The sequence below is a fragment of the Brevibacillus sp. FSL L8-0520 genome (assembly GCF_037963895.1).
Classification (GTDB): domain Bacteria; phylum Bacillota; class Bacilli; order Brevibacillales; family Brevibacillaceae; genus Brevibacillus; species Brevibacillus borstelensis.
The window spans coordinates 5162800-5181507 of sequence record NZ_CP150171.1 but is presented as its reverse complement, the minus strand read 5'-3'; the positions used below and the strand labels follow the sequence as shown (position 1 = coordinate 5181507).

The following is an 18708-nucleotide window of genomic DNA, read 5'->3' as shown; positions in this document are numbered from 1 at the left end:
GGCCGGTCTCTCGCAGCAGTCGGTCATACCTGCATCAGCAGAGCATCCAGACGTTCTTTTTGCCGCAGGTGGTGGCGGTAGTGCATCTCTACGATGGCGAACCACTCCGTCGCATTCAAGTGGCCAAAGGCTGGATGGGGAGCCGTAAAGACGGGAGAAATGTCAGCCAAAACCGGCTCCAGCTCGCGCATCTTGCTTAAAACCTGGCGCAATCCTTCTGCAAGCTGCTCCTTGCTCTCCGGCTGCGGAGGCGTATATTCCGGGGAGGCCGGGACACGAATGCGCACAGGAGGGAGGCTGCCTTGGGCAAATACCGCTTGCCCTGCTTCCGTTTTTTCTCCTGGCGTATCTCCGCCTGACAAGGACTCGCTGCCAGCTTCGCCGTTTGCGGCTTCAATCTGCTCGCTCTGCGCTTTGAAGGTATCCACGTGGCGAAGCTGCATGAACAGGGCGGCGCGGATCAAATGCATATACATTTGTCCGAGGGACCATTCGTCTTCACTTGGTTTGCGGGTGAGCTGCTCCATATCATAGCGGTCCAGTTCCCTCACGTACAGCTCCGTGATTTCCTCCATTTTTTTCAATGTCTCTTTCGTATTCATAAGCATATCAGACAGCTCCTCTCGTTTTCTCGATCTACTATCCTTACTATACGAGAGCGCTCCTGACAGCAGTATGTCAGTAGTGTTTCAGCATGTTTTCGATTTCTTTACGCACGTGCAGCCGAAACGATTCCGGCTCGACGACCACCGCTTTGCTTCCCCAGCCGAGCACCCATGGCAGCACTTCCTCGGGCTGCCGGACCCGGAGCGTGACGAGCAGGCCGTCCGGATGGTCTTGAATAGCGTCTATATAATAGAAACGCGATTCCCTTGCCTTGTCGGAAACGTCATGCGCAATGCGGACAGTGATTGTCATAGTTCGGTCATCTGCCGGGGTATAGTCCTGCAGATTGAAATCGGGAGGCCGCACCGCTTTTTCATCCAACAGGGTAAGATCACGCATTCGCTTTACGAGAAAACGGCGGATGTCCGCCCGCAGCTCGCAGTACCCGAGCAGTCCCCATGAGCCGTTTACGAATACCAAGCCATAAGGAGCGACGGTACGGAGGTTTTGGCGATTTCCATCTGCTTCAGGTAGCTTTTTCGTATAGAGAAACCGCACTTTCCTTTCCTCTTGTATTGCTTGACGGAGCAATTGCAGCATCGTCCGGGAATCGGCATCTGCTGCCGATTGGGCGGTGAGCAGTTTCATGCCGGATCGCGTCTTCTCCACTTCCCGCTGTACAGCTTGGGGCAGGATCGCTTCGATTTTTTTGCGCGAGGCTTTCGCTTTGGCGAGATAGAGCGGATCGAGCTGCTGTTCGACGAAGTCGAGTCCGAGCAGCAGGGTTACCGCTTCGTCCGCCGAAAAATGAAGCGGCGGCAAAAAGTAGCCCTCCATCAAGGAATATCCCTGCCCGGGAGCGCCGACAATCGGAACGCCAGCCTCTGACAGCGCCTGGACATCGCGGTAGATGGTTCTTACGCTTGTTTCGAAAATGGCTGCCAGATCTTCGGCACGCAATGTTCCTTTACGCTGCAATTCGAGTACGATGGCGAGCAGGCGGTCCGTCTTGTTCATCGTGTTCAGCTTCCCTCCGCAGGTGATTTTCCTTCACTGTAATCGGTTGGTCGGCATCTGGCAACTGGGGGCTCTTTTCTTTCCAATGGGTATAGCCCGAAAGGGCACTGACCGGACTTTGGTGGAGGAGATGAAAAAGCAGAAAAACGCTCAAGGTTCGGTGGGACACTGCTTGGAAGACTCACTGTCCGGCTCCACTCCAAAAGCGGAACCGCGTCCAAAAGCAGCGACTCGGGGAAGCTCCTCAGAGTTGGACGCTAAAAGCGTGTTCCGCTTTCTCCGCTCCGCCTGGGAGGTGTCCCAAAGACCTTCGCGTTTTTCTGCTTTTTCATCTCTACAGCTTTGGGGTTCGTTTTGACATTTTTTCCGGTTAACCAAAGGGGGAAAAGATAATCGGAAAAAGGAACGGAAAATGAGTCTGAACCTGATTTCAGAGAGGTTACCTAGAAAAGACGTTGGTCGGGCTTTGGTGGAGGAGATGAAAAAGCAGAAAAACGCTCAAGGTTCGGTGGGACACTGCTAGGTGGATTCACTGTCCGGCTCCACTCCAAAAGCGGAACCGCGTCCAAAAGCAGCGACTCAGGGAAGCTCCACAGAGTTGGACGCTGAAAGCGTGTTCCGCTTTCTCCGTTTCGCCTGGGAGGTGTCCCAAAGACCTTCGCGTTTTTCTGCTTTTTCATCTCTACAGCTTTGGGGTTCGTTCAGACATTTTTTCCGGGTAAATCAAAGAGGGAAGGATAAAGGACAGAGGAATAAGAAATGAATTCCGAGTCTGAATCAGAATTGCAACCTTATTCTTATTATGCAAGCGTCCACCTTCTTCGCCATCAGATCATATCTCAACCATCGGATAAGCCGTCATCCTTGAACACTTCAGACTCCCTTCTCATCCTGAGTTTCCTACAAAATCCGTTACCTCCCTTAAGACTCCCCAAGCAAAAACCCGAAGCAAACCCCCTACTCGTCAAAGAAGCATGTTCCCAGACGAACGCCTGTGGAGCCCTGCCCAGCTTCGCAAGCAATCGCGGGGAAACAAAGCGCAACCTATGAATAAGCTTCGAAGCTGCGCGTCGTTTTGCGCTTTCCCGCGATTGCTTGCGAAGCGGACAGTTTAGCTTCCTCGCAGGGCGGAGCCGAAGTGAGTCTGGGAACATGCTTCTTTCCCTGCAGTCCCGTTGCTTATACAGGTTTTCACGACAGCAACGGCTATCCTCATAAAGCAGGTACACACCAGGATAAAGCCAGGATAAAGCCTCAGAATAAATCCCCCATTCCGAATGATAAAGCTGCGCATCGTCTATTATTTGTGTGAAAATACGAATGTTTACTTGCCCGAAGACAAGATCATATGTATAATGAGGACAATGAATATACCTGAACATCGCTCTAGCAGGTGATATCATGAGCCTACTGGACTCGAATGAGAGTAAAAAAAAGCTGAGCCATATCTACAACGAGATCTCCAAGGAATTATTCGGATTTGGCACAACGCTCTTGCGAGTGGAGATTGACAAGCAGATCATTACCTTTCAAGCCAAGCATCGCAGGTCGCCTCGTTCAGCAGCGTTGGAAGGTGAAGCCCCAACGCTCAAGCTGGAAGTCGATTTCCGGATGTCGCTTTTGTACAAAAAGAGACTCCGCGAGCGGCTGGAGGAAGAGATGGGTCTGCGCATTGAGGCAGTCTTGCGGGATTATGATGCACCGACGTTGTGGGCGATCACCAATGTGATTTTGTTGGAGTCGCCATAATCGAATACGTGAAACCGCCAGTGAACGGATTATCCCTTTTGATCTATCTTAAGAGATGACCGGAGCGTGGCTGAAACGGGCGTCACTGTTCTTTGTTTACAAAGAAAAGTGCTCTTGTTAGAAAGCAAGTTTTCTACCAAGGGTACTTTTCTTTTTCTATTTGGCAAAAAAATACAAATGGCAAGGCGGTGAGACTGCAGCGCAAGATAAACAAGCGAAATGAAGCAAAACAAAACGTAGAAAAACGCAGCCGAGCGAACCCAAACACAACTGAAGATTAGCAAACAGGACAATGATAAGCATTATTTTGTTTTTTTTTACTAAAAAACAATTAAAAAAACGAACGTATTTTGATGTTATTATATTAATGTTCGATTTTAGTGAATAACGCAATGGGTGGAGGAATATAGCGATGAAGAAAACGAAACTGTTTGGTGGCTTTCTGACCATTTCCCTGTTGTCCGCGGCTTTGGCCGGATGCGGCGGAGGAAACGGACAAGCGGAAAACGGAGCAGCAGGCGGTTCAAACAAAGGCGAACCGAAAAAGCTGGTTATCTCTACGTGGGGCTTCTCCGAGGACTTTTTCCGCAAAGAAGTGTACGAGCCGTTTGAAAAAGAACACAACGTAAAAATCGTCGTGGAAATCGGAAACAATGCGGAACGACTCAATAAAATCCGCCAGGGCAGCTCGCAAGTAGACGTCATCTACCTCTCCGACTACTATGCTCAGCAGGGCATCGATGCCGGTCTGTTTGAAAAAATCGACCGCAGCAAGATCCCGAACATTGACCAAATCTACGACATCGCCAAAGCGCCGCTGGGCGAGGACTACGGCCCAGCCTATACCATCGGCCAATTTGGCATTGCCTATAATCCGACCGTCATCAAGACCGAGGTGAAATTCTGGAAAGACCTGTGGAATCCGGAGATGGCCGGCAAACTGACACTGCCGAACATCACGTCGACCACCGGTCCAATGCTGCTGGACGCTGCTTCAATTGTAGCGGGCAGCGAAGCATTCAATGAAGACAAGGCGTTTGCCAAGGTAAAAGAAGTGAATCCGGGCGTCGTAAAATACTACGACAAAACTTCCGAATATGTGAACATGTTTAGCCAAGGCGAAATCGCAATCGGTCCGATCATGGAAATGTACTTCAAGGACATCCAGGCTGCCGTACCGGAAGCAAAATTCGTATCCCCTGAGGAAGGCGGCTACGCGGTCATGAACACCGTGAACGTCGTCAAGGGAAGCAAGAACAAAGAGCTGGCCGAAGCGTTCATCAACTGGCAGTTGAGCAAGGAAGTCCAGGAAAAATCGGCGAAAGCCAAAGTCGATTCTCCTGTAAATACGAACGTACAGCTTTCCGACGAGGAAGCAAAAGGCGTCACCTACGGTGCAGAGGTCATCGGCAAGCTGCGCAAGCTGGACATGAAGGCCGTAAACGAGCAATCCAAAGCATGGATTGACCGCTGGAACCGGGAAATCGCCCAATAGATCGCTAAGACGAAAACAAGGGTATATCACACACATATGCCCTTGTTTTTCTGTCAAAAGGACAAGTAAACGCTGGCAATTGTACATGCCAAAGGAGGACCCTGCCGTGAAAGAAAAAGTCATCCTCGATGTCGATACCGGAATTGACGATGCCCTGGGCATCATGCTGGCAGTCAAAAGCAAACGCTTCGATATTCTCGGGATCACGACGGTGAACGGAAATGTGTCGCTGGCAAAAGCGACGGAGAACACCTTGAAGGTACTGGAGTTTTTGGGCGTGGAGAAGGAAATTCCGGTGATCCGTGGAGCAGACCGTCCTGTACTCAGACCGACCTTTTTTGAACACCGGGTCCATGGAGAGGACGGGCTTGGCGGAGTGCTGCAGGACGTTTCCGTGAAGACACAAGCAGCAGTCGGCTTTGCCCCTGACTTCCTGATCGAGAACGTGCTGCGCCATGACGGAGAAATCACCTTGATCATGACGGCGCCGCTGACCAATCTCGCATTGGCGGTGCGGAAATGTCCGGAGATCGTCCGCCATGTAAAAGAAGTGATTGTGATGGGCGGCGTGGTCAAGGATTTCGGAAACGTTACCCCGACGGCGGAGTACAACATCTACGTCGACCCCGAAGCGGCCAAGATCGTCTTTCACGCCGGATTCCAAAGGCTCACACTCGTCGGTCTGGACGTGACGCGCAAAGCGTTGTTGACGGAGGAGCATATCCGCCAGCTTGGAGACACTCCTGTCGGCCAATACGTGAAGACAAGCACGGCTGATTACATGCAGCGCTACTTTGAGAGGAATGGCGTACGTGCATGTGCCCTGCACGACCCGCTCGCAGTCGGGGTCGCGCTGCAAAAAGACCTGGTAGGGACCCGGAAGCTTTTTGTGGACGTGGAGACCCGGAGCGAGCTGTGCGACGGCCAGACAGTATGCGATTTCCAAAACCGCTTGTCCAAAGCGCCGAACATGGACGTTTGCCTTGAGGTAGATTCCAAAGCGTTTCTCGACCTATTTATCCGCACGCTGCAGTCGTAGCGAAATCAGGAACAGGAGTACATGTGATGAAAAAACTGGGTTTGTATTTGTTGCTGCTGCCTGGACTGCTGTTTTTAACGCTGTTTATGGTCATTCCCATTGCAATGACGGTACTGTCTACGTTTTTCCAGGAAGGAAGCTTTACGCTTGAGGGCTATCTGCACTTTCTCGCCGACCCGTACTTCCTGAAGATCTTGTGGACAACCTTGCAGGTAAGCGTGGTAACGACGATTGCATGCATTCTGCTGGGCTTCCCGGCAGCCTACTATATCTCCAAGCTCGGACCGCGGAAAAAGGGAGTTCTGCTCGCGCTGGCGATCTTCCCGCTGCTGACCAGCTCTGTCGTCCGTTCGTTCAGTTGGATGATCATCCTTGGGAAAAAGGGGCTGTTGAACAGCTCGCTGCTTTCGCTGGGGCTGATCGAAAAGCCGCTGGAAATCCTCTATACGCCGAGCGCCATGATGATCGGCCTGATTCACCTGTTTCTCCCGCTGATCATCATCACACTGGTAGGGGTCATGGAAAATATCGATCCAGACCTGCTGAAAGCGGCAGAAAGCCTGGGTGCATCCAAGTTTACGGCGTTTCGCCAGGTGATCGTTCCTTTGAGTGTGCCGGGCTTGATCATCGGCAGCATTCTGGTCTTTGTGGGCAGCCTGACCGCCTACACGACACCGGCGCTTCTCGGAGGGAAGCAGCGGGTGATCTCGACGTTCCTTTATCAAAACGCGATTACCTTGAATGACTGGCATATGGCCTCCGTGATCGCCACGATCATGATTGCAATCACCTTTATCGTGATCGGGCTGATGAACAAACTGGCTACGAAACTAAATCCGAAGGGGTAAGAGGCATGCGGGAGAAAAATCGAGGGCTCGCCCTGTTTACGTTTTTAATCTTTCTCTTTTTGCTCGGGCCGTTGCTGATTATTTCGGTTACCTCATTCGAGCCCGGCACGGTGTTGAAATTTCCGCCTCAGGGTTTCTCGCTGAGATGGTATGAAAACATTTTTGAGGTAGAAATGTTCATGGAGACATTTAAAACCTCCATGATTGTGTCGCTGGCGGGAAATTTGCTGGCTCTGGCTTTGGGCATCCCGGCCGCTTATGCGCTGAGCCGCTTTCAGTTCAAGGGGAAGTCGCTTCTAAACGGCGTCTTCATCTCTCCCGTTCTGATTCCGGGAATCGTCATGGGATTTGCCATGCTCAAATACGTCATCATCACGTACCAACTGCCGATTTACGCGGGCCTTTTGGTCGGGCACACCGTATTGATGCTCCCGTTTATCATCCGGGTTATCGCATCCAGCCTGTCCAACTTTGATTTTGCCATCGAAGAGGCCTCGCTCAGTCTTGGGGCCGGACGGCTGGAAACCTTCTTCAAAGTCGTACTCCCCAACATTCGGTCGGGGATTATCGCGGCGGTCCTGATCGCTTTTCTCGAATCGTTCAACAATGTCGACATTTCCGTGTTCATGACGGGGCCAGGGGTCAGCACACTGCCGATCCAGATGCTGACGTACGTGGAGAACTACTTCGATCCGACGATCGCCGCCATCTCGGTATTGCTCATGATCATTACGGCTATCTTCATGTTCATCATTGAACGTCTCATGGGTTTGTCCTACTTTACCAAACGATAATGGAGGCATCAATTCATGGCATTGCTCACGCTGGAAAACGTATCGGTCGCCTATGAAAATCAGAACATCCTGGACAATTTCAGTTTGAATATCGAAAAGGGCCAGCTCATTTCACTCCTTGGTCCGAGCGGCTGCGGGAAAACGACGACACTGCGGCTGATCGCCGGGTTCCTGGAGGCCAAAGCGGGACGATTCCTGTTCGACGGCAAGGATTATACCCGTGTGCCGGTAAACAAGCGCAACTTCGGCTTTGTCTTCCAGAGCTACGCGCTGTTTCCGCACCTGTCCGTGTTTGACAATGTCGCGTTTGGACTTCGGCTGCGAAAGGTCAATCAAGCCGAAATCGACCAGCGCGTCCGCCACATTCTCGATGTTGTCAGCCTGAACGGTTTTGAAAAGCGCTTCCCCAAGGAGCTTTCCGGGGGGCAAAGGCAGCGTGTGGCGATTGCCCGCGCACTGGTCATACAGCCCGATCTGCTCCTGTTTGACGAGCCGCTGAGCAATCTGGACGCCAATCTGCGGGTAAACATGCGGGTGGAAATCCGCCGCATCCAGCAGGAGCTGGGCATTACGACGGTTTATGTGTCCCATGACCAGGAGGAGTGCTTCTCCATCTCCGACCAGGTGGCGATCATGAACAAGGGGATTATCGAACAGCTTGACGATCCGGCGACTATTTTCAAGTATCCGCGGACGGAGTTCGTCGCCCGGTTCATCGGCTTCAACAACTTCATCGACTTTGGCGAAAGAACGGAGCAGGACGGGGAGATCCATTTGACTGCAGGCAGCCATACGTTCCGGGCTGCCAAAAATCCGGGTACAGCCAACCATTCCGGGAAAAAAGGGGCGATCCGTCCGGACGACCTGGTGGTCAGCGCGGAAGAACCGGCCGATTCGGTACGAAATGTGTTGAAGGGCAAGGTGAAAGTAAGCACGTTTTTGGGCAGAAGCTATCAGTATGTCGTGGAGACCGACCTGGGCGATTTTACGGTCAATCAGGAAATGGATTCCCCTTATAAAGCAGGCCAGCCGGTCTATCTGATGTTTCCCAAAGAAAAGCTGGTTTTGGTCGACTAATCGTCAGCAGACAGGAGGGGTATCCATGCAGGTTGATCTGCTCATCTTGCAGGCAAACGTATACAACAGTTATTTCAAACGGTTCACGAAAGGCAATGTCGCCGTTCTGGACGGACGGTTTCTCTATATCGGGCAGCGCGGCGCGGAAAGCTTTGAAGCCAGGGAAGTGATCGACGCAAAAGGGCGCTACATGATTCCCGGCTTGGTCGATATCCATCTGCATATTGAGAGCACGATGGTGACGCCGGAGACCTTTTCGTTTGGACTGATTCAAAACGGAGTGACGACGATCGTTCCCGAGCCGCATGAGATGGCCAATGTGTTTGGCATCTCTGGCATCCGGGAGATGATCCGGGCAAGTCAGAACTGTATCGTCGATATGTTTTACGCGATTCCCAGCTCGGTGCCGGCGACATCGATGGAGACGACCGGAGGGGCTGTGGAGATCGAGGACATCGACGAGCTGCTTCGTTCCGAGCGGATTATTTGCCTCGGCGAAATCATGAACTACGTCGACGTGATCACCGATCCGGATTGCAAGACCAATCGCATCCTGGAGCATATCCGCAGCCATTACCCGGATCTCGTCATCGAAGGCCACTGTCCGAAGCTGCTCGATCTCGACCTGCACCGCGTCATTTTCGCCGGTGTGGATTCCGATCACACCCACCAGACATTGGAGGGGATGGAGGCCAGAATGGCAGCGGGCATGTTCATCGAGATTCAGGAAAAGTCGATGACGGAGGAAGTAATGAGCTACCTCGTCACAAACGACGTATCCGAGCTGTTTTGCTTCGTCACGGACGATGTGATGACTGATTCGCTCTACCATCGCGGACATCTTAACCACATCGTCAAAAAGGCGATCCAGATGGGGATGGAGCCGGAGAAGGCGATCTATGCCGCCACGTTTACCCCGGCGAGAAGGATGAAGCTGCTCGACCGCGGAGCCATTGCGCCAAACAAGGTAGCCGATTTCATGCTGCTGTCCGATCTGCGCGAGCTGGCGATTGATGAGGTCTACAAGAATGGGAAAAAGGTATACGACAAAAATGAAGCATATCGCCAGCAGGTAGTGCCCAATCAGTTCCCGGCCCATTTTTATCAAAGTGTGCAGCTTTCGCCACTCACCGAGGAAGACTTCAAGGTGCGCATGGATGCGGATGCGGCCGATGGACGATACACCGCCCGGGTCATGCTGGTAAAAGACGGCTCCACCTTCACCGAGGAGCATCACGCCCCGGTCGACATCCGCGGGGGAGAGCTCTGCTGGCAGGAGAGCGGCTACGGTCTGATCGCCGTATTCGAGCGCTACGGCAGGAACGGCAACCGGGGCTACGGCCTGATCGGCGGCGACACCATCAAGCGGGGAGCTGTGGCCACTACCTACTCCCACGACAATCACAATTTGCTCGTAGTTGGGCACAATCCGCAAGACATGGTGATGGCAGCCAATCAAGTCATCCGCAACCAGGGCGGCTTCTGTGTGGTCGACAACGGAGAGGTGCTGGCCAATCTGCATTTGCCTGTAGGCGGGATTTTGACCGAGGAACCGCTGGAGAAGACGGCCAAAGAAGTGGAGGAGCTGCGCAAAGCGATGCTGTCGCTCGGCTATCGACACTACAACCCGATCATGTCCATCAGCACGCATTCCTTGCCGGTCAGTCCGGCCCTCAAGCTTACGGACCTCGGATTGATCGATGTAAACCAGGGCAAGGTTGTTCCGCTGCTGGTCCAGTAAGATTGTCAATACGGAACGAGAACGAATATAAACGGTATAACAAAAAACGGCCGCTGTATAGAAGACAGGGCCGTTTTTTCATGACCAGCTTTCCTTCTTTATATAAAACAACTGGCCAGCTCGTTCCAGTTCCTTGATTTGGACAAAAAAAGAACCGGCAGCGCTCAGATTGCGCCCGGTTCCGACAGGAAGGTGTATACTGCTGCTCGATCTCAGTTAATCGATTTCTTCACATTCATTCTGCTTTGCAACTGGACAATATACTTGTCCAGGCGCTGGCTCAGCTCTATTACTTCCCTATGTGAAAATCCCTTTTCGCAAGCCAGTTCGACCAATTGCCTTCGCAGCATTTCTGTGACCTCTATTAACTCTTTATCTTCTTCCTGGAACCCCTTCTCTTTTGGCTCGATCACCCTGAATATATACTTATCTGAATGGGGTTCAAATGTACTGCTTGTGTACGCTCTCTTGCTTGCAGCTACAGCTATACCAATACCCCCTTTTTTTGTAAGAACAATTATTTTAAATATAATCTGTTATGCGAAAAATGAGGGACTGACAAAAATTGTATAAAAGAAAAAAGCATCCGATTTGGATGCTTTTATTTTCCTACCCCATGATCGTATTGGATTACTGTTGGAGGTTTTTTTATGGTGACTTCTCCAGATACTCCATTGATGCCGATCCCTAACCCCAATACCAAACATACCGACAAAATAAAGCTCTTCATACCTTCCTGCTCCTTTCGTCTACAAGGGTTTGAAATGTTTTCTTTTGCTTGTCCGATGCGTGCTGAAGATGTGTCCAAAACAACCCAATGCATCGTTTGAAATAGTCGAAGTCTTTGGATGCATCGGACAAAACAAGGCAACGTAAGGTTTCGTCCAGGCCTGTGGAGTAATCGCCTTTTTTAAACAAGTATACCACTAATTGGTACAGAAAGTGAAGATGGAGAATTTTATCAACAGCATCTTGGTACTCTTCAAAACGTTTTATGTCTTCTGAAAACCGCTCCAACACAGATTCAACGGGAAAGCCGAACTCATTCGCAGATTTCATGATCGTTACCAGACCAGGAAGCACCTCACTTGGATGTTCAGACAGGAAATCCAAATAATCGGGCAGCACTTCTATACTTCCTGTACTCATGGACAAGGTGTACGAATTAGCCAATGCCCATAATCGCAGTTTTTCAACCTCTGCTTCAGCTTCTTCATCAAGAAGCTCGAACCAGCTCAAATCGGCATAGCCGTTCGTATAATGCTTCGATTCCTCGTACCTTCCCATATTTTTTAATGCTACCGCTTTTAACAGAAAACCTTGTCCATAGTAAACAATCAAAGGGCGTTCCGTTTTTGGCAATTCGCTGGGCCTGTTGTTTTTTCGTCGGCGAAGCTCGTCCTCATAGACGATCATTGCCAGCTCCCTTAGTTCGTCAGCGTACTTCTCAACATCTTTCCACCTTCGTAGGGTGTAACATACATTTGCTAAATGCAGGAGAGCATCCAACTGGTAATCTTCAGCTAACCGCTTGCGATAAGGCTCAAAACGAATGACAGCTTTAAAATCTTCCTCAGAGTTCGTTCCTTCCACCGCTCGGAACAGTCGATATTGGCTGATGACAAACTGATTTGAGTAGCTGTCCTTCTCGTTATCGATGACGAACTCGTAAAAAGGAACGGATTCTCTCCGTTTTCCACTCTCAAATAGCTGCTCTGCTACGGTAAATAGAATCGAAATGTTCTTAGGGTTATCCAGCAGCCGGGAAACAGCAGCATCGATACAATCTTGTCTGCCGATCTCCGCACAACGAACCAGATACGGAATCAAGCGCGGCCGTGAAATTTTCCCTTCGCCCAAACATTCTTCTGGATACAATTCGTACAACCATCCAGGAGGGTAACCAAAAGCCTCAGCCATCTTGTCGAGATGGCATATCGTTAAAGCACGCGGCGGATTGCCGTTTAAAATTTCGCTCAAACTTCCAGGGTTAATACCGGTCAATTCACTGAATTTACTTAGTGTATAGCCATTTTCCTTTAAGTTTTTTTCGATTTCTGACCGCAACGACCGTTTCAATGTCTCTTGCAGCCTCATGAGAAAATACCCCCTACTCCCCAATGGACAGATACTAGGTCCCCTCGCTCCGGTATGGAAAATCTCAATTTTCTAATATCCTTTATATTAACACACTACCCATAAAAAGGTAAAAATTTAAGCTGCAAAAAAAGTGTTAGGCAGCAAGCGATACTTTGGTATATATTGGTGAAGCAAGCCTTTTTACTTACATGGAAAAAATTTCAATAGGGTAAAAGCTCTGGAATTATTGAAGGGCTTGCCATCAGGCGATAAGTCTACGTACTCATAAATTGGGTCTATTTTTTAACAGGAGTAAGACGATCGTTTCGCTGAGGGGAAAGTCATGTTTTCGCTCTACCTTCCAATAGGAGTAAGTAAACGGGTAAACCATCAGTGGGAAAGAAGAGGTGGAAGCAAAAGATAGGAGTGCAGCTATACGGAACCAACTACAGAAAGAGAGAGTGAAACCGCTGTGAAGATAGCCAAAGCCATAAAGGTGGCCATTGTTTTTTTCCTGTTGTTTTCTGTTCTGACCATAGGCAGCCTGTATATGCTGGCCGAATCGATTCAAAAACAGGATCGGGCAGTCGAAATGCAAATGGAAGCAAAGCAGCTCGGTGACGAATTGCTCGACTCCAGCGAATACTTGACCAATGAACTCAGGAACTACGTCCAATCCCGCGATAAAGAAAATTATGATAACTACTGGCGGGAGGTTAACGAGGCCAAGACTCGGGAAAGAGTCCTCGAACGAATGACGGAAATGCACGTTCCGGAATACCTGGTGGACAAGGTAGAACAAGCCAAGCAAAGCTCCGATGTTTTGGTCGGGCTTGAAAAAAGGATATTCCAGCTGACAGAAGCCGGAGAGTATGAGCTGGCACTCAAGGTTTCGTTCGGTGAAGAATACAAACAAAAGAAGCAAATGGTCATCGAGAAGCTGGAGGAATTCCAGCAGGAGCTGGATGCATGGGCCACGGATCTGGCGGACAGCATGACCAATCAAATGTATTTGTTCATGTGGGTAACGATTGCCCTGGTGGTCATTATGGCCCTCAACTCGATAGGAACGATTCTCTATTTGTATCGGAAGGTAAAACCTCTATCGGTCGTAACGGAGACAGCCGATCTCATCGCATCCGGCAACCTTCGCGTACCGGATTTGTCTATTAGCGGAAAAGACGAGGTTGCTCAACTGAGCCAGTCCGTAGGGAAGATGGCGAAAAGCCTGCGGGAAGTCATCAGCGTTGTCAGTGACTCCAGCGATAAAATCGCTTCCTCCTCCAATGACTTGCTGATGAGCTCGGAGCAAACCGCTCAAGTGGCCAACCAGGTAGCGAGCGCCATGCAGGAGATGGCGACCGGTGCCGAGCGTCAAGCGATCGGGGCGCAGACGAGCAGCCAATCGATCTCCGAAATGGCGGAGGGGATCAGACGGATTGCCGAGTCGTCCAACTTCGTATCGGTCTCGTCCCAAGAAGCTTCGGAGCAGGCCGTCGAAGGCAGCAGCTCCGTCGAGAACGTAGTCAACCAGATGAAGCTGATCGATTCGAGTGTGGCTCAGACGGCAGAAATCGTCAAAGAACTGGGTGAGCAGTCCAAGGAAGTCGGGCAAATCGTCGAGGTGATCACGGCGATCTCGACGCAGACCAATCTGTTGGCGCTGAACGCAGCGATTGAGGCGGCCCGCGCAGGCGAGCATGGAAAAGGATTTGCGGTTGTAGCCGATGAGGTACGCAAGCTGGCCGAGGACTCCAAGCAGTCGGCGGAACAGATCGCCATGCTGATCAGCAACATTCAGGCCAGCACGGAACAAGCTGTCCAGCAGATGCAAAAGGTAGCCCGGGTCGTAGAAGACGGTACACTTGTCGCCAATGTCGCGGGAGAGTCCTTTGAGCGCATCCAACGCTCCATTCAAAAGGTGTACGAAGAAATCCACGAGGTATCCAGCTCTGCGGAGCAGCTTTCCGCCAGCTCGGAGCAAGTGGACGAGGCCGTAAAAGAAGTGCTGAATCTGGCAGTCGAAGCGTCGTCTCAAGCCCAAAGCGTAGCCAGCTCCTCTCAGGAGCAATTGGCGACAAATGAGGAGATTGCCGCTTCCACGGCGTCCTTGCATCAGTTGGCCGATGAGCTGAAAAGGACAATGCAAAAATTTGCTTTATAGAAAATAAATGTATGATAAAAGGTGCCCCCAAGCGGTGCACCTTTTTTATCAGCCGGGAGCTGGCGTGCACTTCTTTTCTTTACTATTCCTTACAGCTGTCTCTATAATAACAGTCAGTACGTTTTAAAAATCTGTACTACAAGGATGTTAGACAACCATGCAACAAACGAATACGTTTCAGGAAAAACTCCGTCAGCTTTTCGTAGTGCTGCTGCCGATTCTGGTTACGCAGCTGGCTTTGTTCAGCATGACGTTTTTTGATACGGTCATGTCCGGAAAGGCAAGCCCGGTTGACCTCGCGGGGGTTGCGATCGGCTCCAGCCTGTGGACGCCTGTACAGGCCGGTCTGACAGGAATTTTGCTGGCCGTCACGCCGATGGTGGCGCAGATGGCGGGAGCGATGCGAAAGGATCAAGTGCCGTTTACCGTCATGCAGGCGCTGTATTTGTCTGTTGTCATCGCGATTGGGGTCGTCATACTCGGCGCGCTGCTGCTCGGTCCCATACTGGACGGGATGAGTCTGGAGACGGAAGTTCGCCATATTGCCTACTACTATCTTGTGGCAATCTCGTTTGGCATTATTCCTTTGTTTGTCTATACCGTTCTCAGATGCTATATAGATGCACTGGGCATGACCAGAGTGACCATGGTCATTACACTGATGTCGCTGCCGATCAACGTCGCGCTCAACTACGTCATGATTTTCGGTTACTTCGGTTTTCCGCGGCTGGGCGGTATCGGTGCCGGATTGGCCTCGGCCATTACTTACTGGATCATCGTCTTGATCAGTCTGTACGTGGTGCACCGGGTAGAACCGTTTGTGGAATACGGCATGTTCAGCAAGTTTTACCGCGTCTCGATGGCTGCCTGGAAGGAGCTTCTCAAGCTCGGCGTTCCGATCGGGTTTTCTATCTTCTTCGAGGTCAGCATTTTCGCCGCCGTTACGCTTTTGATGAGCGAATACAGCACGATCACCATTGCCGCCCACCAGGCAGCGATGAACTTTGCCTCCTTCATTTATATGGTGCCGCTCAGCATCTCCATGGCACTGACGATTGTGGTTGGTTTTGAAGTGGGGGCAGAGCGGTTTCGGGATGCGCGTCAGTACAGCTACATGGGCATCACTACAGCCGTGGGAATGGCCTCGCTGTTCGCTGTAGGCCTCTATTTCTTCAGTGAACAAGTGGCAGGGTTCTACACCAATGACCCGAGCGTTCTGGAGCTGGCCCAGCATTTCCTGATGTATTCCATCCTCTTCTTGCTGTCCGATGCGGTAGCCGCACCGATTCAGGGAGTGCTCAGGGGGTACAAGGATGTGACGGTGACGTTTATCGTGGCCCTTGTATCGTATTGGGTAATTGGTCTGCCGCTCGGGTTTGCGCTGGCCCAGCTGACGTCGCTGGGAGCCTTCGGATACTGGATCGGACTCATTACAGGCCTGGCGGCGGGAGCGATCTTCCTGTTTGGCCGTCTCCTGTCATTGCAGAAGCAGAAAATCAGAGGAACCTAGCGAGCTTCATACCGATTTTCGCTTCGGCGGGATGCCTTCTACAAGGCGTTCCGCTTTTTGTATGAAGAAACCGGGGCGCGTTTACAATAGGGAAGGAAGATGTCCCGAAATTTTTCTCCAATTTTTACGAAAAAACGTTTATACTTTCTACAAGGCTTTTCATGTTAGAAAACCTTACATTGACATAGAGAGGAGGAGAATGATGATGGCTTATGATTTTTTGGTGAAACTGGGCATCGCCATGTTTTTAGGCCTGCTGATCGGTGTGGACAGACAGCTCAAGCACAAGCCTCTGGGGGTAAAAACCAGCATGGTTATCTCGGTAGCCAGTTGTCTGATCACGATTGTGTCGATCGAATCCGTTCACCGATTCTCCTTGCCCGGACACACCAATATGGACCCGATGCGCTTGGCTGCACAAATCGTCAGCGGGGTCGGTTTCTTGGGCGCGGGGGTGATTCTGCGGAGAAGCAACGATGTGATCTCCGGCCTCACGACAGCGTCCATGGTATGGGCAGCCTCTGCCCTTGGGATCGCAGTTGGCTCGGGCTTTTACTTTGAAGCCGTTTCGGCCACGATCCTGATCATTTTGGCGATTAATCTGTTTCCGCTCATCTTGAAATGGGTAGGCCCGAGCACGTTGCGGCAAAGGGATCTGGCCGTCAAGATCATCGTTGAGGGGGAAGGAGACCTCGATACGATTTTCAAACAAATCAAGCGTATGAACATGAGTGTGAAGCGGGTAAAGGTCAAGGATGTGGAGCAGGGCCACCAAAAGCTCGAAATGGTGATTTCTGCCGAGGATGATACGTACACGACAGATATTTACCGCTCCCTGAAAGAAGTCGACCATATTGTGTCGGTAGAAGTGGAAAGCAGGGAGTAAAGTGGAAAGCACGAAGTAGAGAAAAAAGTGGACTTTTAAAAACGGCGCGGCTCCTCCAACGAGATGGAGCGAGCAGAACATTTTTAAGCACCCAATGGAGAGGCCTGCAAAATACCTCTTTTGAGGTTTGCGGATCGGGTAACCCACACTATTTTTTACAAAAAAGGACTTTAACGAAAAATGCAGCCCATTCTCCTTTAAGAGGCGGGCTGCATTTTTTCTGCCAATTTTATCATCCGTTTTACATTTACGACGAAAGTCGTAAGTATTGCCTGTATTCGCATACGAAAGAGACCACGGTACTTGGCCTTGGTCATCCCATGATACCTTTTTAATTCAGCATTTTTGTGCTCAATAATCGATCTGCGACGAATACGTTCTTTGAACGTATCGCTGTTTTCAAACTCGATTTGCGCCTTGTAGGTTTCCGCCACGATCCGGATGGAGTAGGTCTTGCTCTTCGCTCCTGGTTTGAAACAGCCTTCCCTAAGTGGGCATGTCTTACATTTCTCCGTATCGAAGTAGAAAACGAGAGAACGACTTTTGCCACTCTTGCTTCCTTGGACAGCCTTTCGGATACTATGTTGTCCTGCCGGACAAATAACAAAGTCTGCATCCTTGTTGTACTCAAAACCTTCTTGCCTTAGCCCTCCGTTATGTACGATTGGGTTTAGTGGGACGACGGGTTGAATCTTCTTGGCTTTCATCTCGTCCAAGTTATCTTTACCCGAATATGCGGTGTCAGCAATCACTTCTTGTACTTCTATTCCTACGTCAAGCGATTGGTTCAAAAGTTGTTTGAATTGTTTTCCGTCATCCGTACTTCCTCCGGTGACCTCCACAGCCGTAATGATTTCTTCTTCGGTCATGGCAATATGCTCTTTGTAGCCAAAAAAGGATTTCGTATTACTCTTCCATCCAAAGCGTGCATCTGGATCAATGGCCGACATAATACCTTTATTGGCGAGGAGACGTTCGTCTTCCACGATGGCCTTGGCGATCTTGACCTTCTCCGAGATGGAACCCTCATGATCGGGTAACAAAGTCTCGACAGTCTCTCCAAGTTCCGCCAAGTAGTGAAGCATGATCTTCTCAGCATCCTCTTGATCTTTCTTCAACTCCGGTAACCGTGGGAGTTTCTTTTCGAGTTTTGGATGCTTTTTCACCACAACACGGAATAAGCGCTTCGCCGCATCCCGCAGTACTTCAAGCGGCTTTTGTTTTTGTGAAGCTGCCAGTGTATGGGTGGAATCCATGATGATCGTCTTTGACTTCACAAGTCCTTTTTCGATGCACTGACGTACAACTGATTTAAGCACCTCATCCACGGCTCCGGCCCCTAACCGATGATTACGAAAGCGGGATAATTGAGAGGGGTCAGGAAGGGGATCTTCTGGATTTAAACCTAAAAACCACTTATAAGCGAGGTTTACCTGCGTTTCCTGAATGATGCGTTCATCCGAAAGATTGTAGAGAACTTGTAAAAACAATAGACGAAACAGGAGTTCGGGTTCGTTAGCAGGTCTTCCGTAATGCTCACAATAAGAGGAACGAACCAACTCATGAATGAATGTGAAATCTACGATTTCATTGATTTTACGTAAAGGGTGATCCGCGGGAATTAGTTTATATAATTCGGCATGGAAGGATGCCGTGATTTGTTTAGAGGGCTGTAGCAATGGTTCCAACTCTTTCGTTTTCTT

Annotated in this window: 15 protein-coding genes; 10 read left to right on the top strand and 5 right to left on the bottom strand. The window is 50.4% G+C overall.

Translation table 11 applies throughout. The features are described 5' to 3' along the window. Positions 1 to 23: 23 nt before the first annotated feature. Both NSQ24_RS25150 and NSQ24_RS25145 read right to left on the bottom strand, forming a co-directional pair. Positions 24 to 602: a DinB family protein gene (locus NSQ24_RS25150; protein ID WP_122958018.1), complete on the bottom strand. Its 579-nt coding sequence runs from the start codon at positions 600 to 602 to the stop codon at positions 24 to 26. Between the two features lie 76 nt (positions 603 to 678). Next, complete coding sequence (locus NSQ24_RS25145) at positions 679 to 1623, bottom strand: YafY family protein (RefSeq protein WP_171506139.1); 945 nt, start codon at positions 1621 to 1623, stop codon at positions 679 to 681. Positions 1624 to 3024: 1401 nt separating this feature from the next. Here NSQ24_RS25145 and NSQ24_RS25140 point away from each other — a divergent pair. The 7 genes from NSQ24_RS25140 to NSQ24_RS25110 all read left to right on the top strand — a co-directional run bounded on the left by NSQ24_RS25140 (position 3025) and on the right by NSQ24_RS25110 (position 10366). Then, positions 3025 to 3372: a hypothetical protein gene (locus NSQ24_RS25140; protein ID WP_003388668.1), complete on the top strand. Its 348-nt coding sequence runs from the start codon at positions 3025 to 3027 to the stop codon at positions 3370 to 3372. Between the two features lie 412 nt (positions 3373 to 3784). After that, on the top strand, positions 3785 to 4867 hold the full coding sequence (locus NSQ24_RS25135) for an ABC transporter substrate-binding protein (RefSeq protein ID WP_339166858.1): 1083 nt from the start codon (positions 3785 to 3787) through the stop codon (positions 4865 to 4867). Positions 4868 to 4973: 106 nt separating this feature from the next. After that, on the top strand, positions 4974 to 5906 hold the full coding sequence (locus NSQ24_RS25130) for a nucleoside hydrolase (protein ID WP_339166856.1): 933 nt from the start codon (positions 4974 to 4976) through the stop codon (positions 5904 to 5906). Positions 5907 to 5932: 26 nt separating this feature from the next. Then, a complete protein-coding gene (locus NSQ24_RS25125) occupies positions 5933 to 6754 on the top strand; it encodes an ABC transporter permease (protein ID WP_122958016.1) in 822 nt (273 codons plus the stop codon). 5 nt (positions 6755 to 6759) lie between these two features. Next, positions 6760 to 7548 carry an ABC transporter permease gene (locus NSQ24_RS25120; protein ID WP_003388662.1) on the top strand — a complete coding sequence of 263 codons (789 nt, stop codon included), beginning with the start codon at positions 6760 to 6762 and terminating at the stop codon, positions 7546 to 7548. Positions 7549 to 7563: 15 nt separating this feature from the next. After that, positions 7564 to 8625, top strand: coding sequence for an ABC transporter ATP-binding protein (locus NSQ24_RS25115; RefSeq protein WP_024983008.1), 1062 nt, complete (start codon positions 7564 to 7566; stop codon positions 8623 to 8625). Positions 8626 to 8650: 25 nt separating this feature from the next. Continuing rightward, positions 8651 to 10366 (top strand): adenine deaminase C-terminal domain-containing protein, encoded by a 1716-nt coding sequence (locus NSQ24_RS25110; RefSeq protein ID WP_003388660.1) that lies wholly within the window; start codon positions 8651 to 8653, stop codon positions 10364 to 10366. Between the two features lie 212 nt (positions 10367 to 10578). On the opposite strand, the gene NSQ24_RS25105 is transcribed toward NSQ24_RS25110, so the two are convergent. Then, on the bottom strand, positions 10579 to 10716 hold the full coding sequence (locus NSQ24_RS25105; protein ID WP_122958019.1) for an aspartyl-phosphate phosphatase Spo0E family protein: 138 nt from the start codon (positions 10714 to 10716) through the stop codon (positions 10579 to 10581). A gap of 376 nt (positions 10717 to 11092) precedes the next feature. Beyond that, positions 11093 to 12463 (bottom strand): helix-turn-helix transcriptional regulator, encoded by a 1371-nt coding sequence (locus NSQ24_RS25100; RefSeq protein ID WP_003388658.1) that lies wholly within the window; start codon positions 12461 to 12463, stop codon positions 11093 to 11095. 454 nt (positions 12464 to 12917) lie between these two features. On the opposite strand from NSQ24_RS25100, the gene NSQ24_RS25095 reads away from it, so the two are divergent. From NSQ24_RS25095 to NSQ24_RS25085, 3 genes are all read left to right on the top strand, one after another. Then, on the top strand, positions 12918 to 14609 hold the full coding sequence (locus tag NSQ24_RS25095; RefSeq protein WP_003388657.1) for a HAMP domain-containing methyl-accepting chemotaxis protein: 1692 nt from the start codon (positions 12918 to 12920) through the stop codon (positions 14607 to 14609). Positions 14610 to 14766: 157 nt separating this feature from the next. Continuing rightward, a complete protein-coding gene (locus tag NSQ24_RS25090; protein WP_024983004.1) occupies positions 14767 to 16119 on the top strand; it encodes an MATE family efflux transporter in 1353 nt (450 codons plus the stop codon). 205 nt (positions 16120 to 16324) lie between these two features. Next, on the top strand, positions 16325 to 17005 hold the full coding sequence (locus NSQ24_RS25085; RefSeq protein WP_003388655.1) for an MgtC/SapB family protein: 681 nt from the start codon (positions 16325 to 16327) through the stop codon (positions 17003 to 17005). A gap of 197 nt (positions 17006 to 17202) precedes the next feature. On the opposite strand, the gene NSQ24_RS25080 is transcribed toward NSQ24_RS25085, so the two are convergent. Then, complete coding sequence (locus NSQ24_RS25080) at positions 17203 to 18663, bottom strand: IS1182 family transposase (protein WP_327927883.1); 1461 nt, start codon at positions 18661 to 18663, stop codon at positions 17203 to 17205. Between the last annotated feature and the right edge of the window lie 45 nt (positions 18664 to 18708).